This is a genomic window from Xenophilus sp. (genome assembly GCF_044462705.1).
Taxonomy (GTDB): Bacteria; Pseudomonadota; Gammaproteobacteria; order Burkholderiales; family Burkholderiaceae_C; genus Xenophilus; species Xenophilus azovorans.
In genome coordinates, this window is record NZ_JBIQNC010000355.1 from 1 (window position 1) to 2,459 (window position 2,459).

General features: G+C 68.4%; 3 protein-coding genes. 1 reads left to right on the plus strand and 2 read right to left on the minus strand.

Going from position 1 to position 2,459, the window contains the following annotated elements; all coding sequences use genetic code 11:
* Window positions 1-453, minus strand: a 453-nt coding sequence (locus tag ACIY1X_RS26060) for an FAD-dependent oxidoreductase (RefSeq protein WP_399686477.1), incomplete at its 3' end; no start/stop codon positions are given.
* Between the two features lie 8 nt (window positions 454-461).
* Window positions 462-1,442, minus strand: a complete 981-nt coding sequence (locus ACIY1X_RS26065) for a tripartite tricarboxylate transporter substrate binding protein (RefSeq protein WP_399686480.1) — start codon at window positions 1,440-1,442, stop codon at window positions 462-464.
* 199 nt (window positions 1,443-1,641) lie between these two features.
* On the opposite strand from ACIY1X_RS26065, the gene ACIY1X_RS26070 reads away from it, so the two are divergent.
* Window positions 1,642-2,459 (plus strand): LysR family transcriptional regulator (locus ACIY1X_RS26070; RefSeq protein ID WP_399686481.1); only part of this gene is annotated, 818 nt, incomplete at its 3' end.

Consider the following 2,459-nt stretch of genomic DNA (forward strand, 5'->3'; position numbering starts at 1 on the left):
GTGCACGGCGCGCACGGTGTCGGCATGGGTCTCGGCCTTCACCGTGCGATGGCGTCGCAGCACGGTGAGCCTGCCGGCGGCGACGAAGGGTGCCAGCAGTTCGTCGATGACTTTCGCCGCCACCCAGGGTTCGTGGCACAGCGTGCTCACGTTGCCCAGGCCGGGATTGAGCCGCACACGCGACCGGGCCTCGTCCGTGAGCGGGAGGTTCTTCCGGTAGTAGGCACGGATCGCCTGCCGGAAGTCGGCGTAGCTCTGCGAGGCCGCGAGGGCCTCGATCCACGGATGCTCGTCCGGCGGCACGCCCTGCGCCGTCAACTGGCCGCCCAGCCAATCCAGTTCCTCCGCCAGGACGACCCGTGCGCCCAGCCGGGCCGCCGCCAGGGCCGCCGAGATGCCGCCCAGGCCGCCGCCGACGATCGCGACATCCGCCGCCAGTTCCTTGACCGTCATGTACCGACTCAATCCACCTTGATGCCCAGCTTGCGGATGGCGTCGCCATAGCGGCGGGTGTCGCCGGCGATCAGCCTGCCGAAGTCCGCCGGGCTGCCCGTGCCGACCTCGACACCCAGGTCCTGCAGCCTCGACTTCGTGTCTGGCTCGTTCAGCAAGGCGTTGATGTCCTTATTGAGGCGGGCGACGATCGCGGAGGGCGTGCCGGCAGGCGCGAGGACGCCGAACCAGCCCGTGACCTCGAAGCCGGGGATGCCCTGTTCGGCCACGGTAGGCACCTCGGGCAGCACGCTGGAGCGCGTCCGGGTCGTCACGGCGACGGGCCGCAGCTTGCCGGACTTGATGTGCGGCAGCGCGCTGGACGGAATGTCGAAGCCCAGGTCCACCTCGCCGGACAGCAGCGCGGTGAGGGCCGGGCCCGATCCCTTGTACGGCACCATGACCATGTCGATCTTCGCGTCGCTCTTGAGGAACTCGGCCGCCAGGCTGGTGGTGGTCGCGCCGCCGCCGCCCGCCGCGTAGTTGAGCTTGCCCGGGCTCCTGCGCGCTGCGTCGATCACGTCCTTGAGCGTTCTGAACGGCCCTGCGGCCGGAGCGACGATCACGATCGGCGAGGCACCCACCTTGGCCACGGGTTCGAAGCTCTTCAGCGGGTCGTAGCCGAGCCTGGAATACAACGCCCCGCTTCCCGCATGCCCGCTCGTGACGAGGAGCAGCGTGTAGCCGTCGGGTCTGGACGCGGCCACGGCCGCTGTCGCGATCGTCGCCCCGGCGCCGGGCTTGTTGTCCACGACCACGGGCTGGCCGAGCGAATCACCGAGCTTCTGCGCGAGCAGGCGCGCCATGATGTCGGCCGACCCGCCGGGCGCGAAGCCGACGACCAGGGTGACCGGCTTGTTGGGATAGTCCTGTGCCTGCGCGAAGGAGGCCGCGAGGGCCGCGCCGGCAAACAGAAGGACGTTGAGCAGAGGGCGAAGTGTGGAATGCATGGAATGTCTCTGGTGGTGAAAAGCCCGAGGTGCTTCGCGCGAGGCAGGCGCCGCGCGTGCAAGCCTTGCGAGAGAGGCCGCCAAAGCGATGACGACGTGGACACGGATGCTAGGAACGCGCCGTGGGCAGGTCCAATATCAATGCCGGAACAGGCTATAACAGCATGTTCTCGAATAGGGTTTCCACGGACGCTTGCCCATGAATCTTCGACAGATCGAAGTGTTCCGCGCGGTCATGTCGACCGGATCGACCACCAACGCCGCCCGCCTTCTGCACGTCTCCCAGCCCGGCATCAGCCGGCTGATCAGGCATCTGGAGATCCAGCTGGGCGTCTCGCTCTTCGAGCGGCGCAACGCGCGCCTGATTCCCACGCCGGAGGCGCACACCCTTCAGGCGGAGGTCGAGAAGGTCTACCGGGGCGTGCAGCACGTGCAGAACGTGGCCTCGCACCTGCGCTTCGGCGACCACGGCACGCTGCGGGTGCTGTCCAGCGCCAACACCGGCCTGCAGCTGGTGCCGCGCGCCACCGCCCGGCTGCTGCAGCGATTCGCGCATTCCAAGGTGTTCTTCGAATCGCTGCCCACCCGGGACATCGTCCAGACGCTGGTGGCGGAGGAGGCCGACGTGGCCATCTCCAGCGCGCCGCTCGATCATCCGGTGCTCGATGTTCGCGAAATCGGACGCTGGCGCCTGCTCTGTGCGGTCCCGAAAGGGCATCCGCTGGCGGCTGCCCGGAAGTTCAACCTGGCATCGGCATTGCGGCAACGCCTCATCGTCTACAGCCCCGAGGCGCCGCAGAGCGCGGTCATCGACGCATGGCTCGCAAAGCACGGCATCGCCCGCCAGGTGGCCGTCGAAGTCCGTTCGGGCTACGCCGCCTGCGCCATGGCCGCCAGCGGCGCGGGCGTGGCTTTCGTGGATGAGTTCTCGGCGCGCGCACATCGTCCGGAGGACGTGGCGCTCATCAAGATTCCGAAGGCGCCGAGTTTCGCCATCTACAGCGTGACGAACGTCAA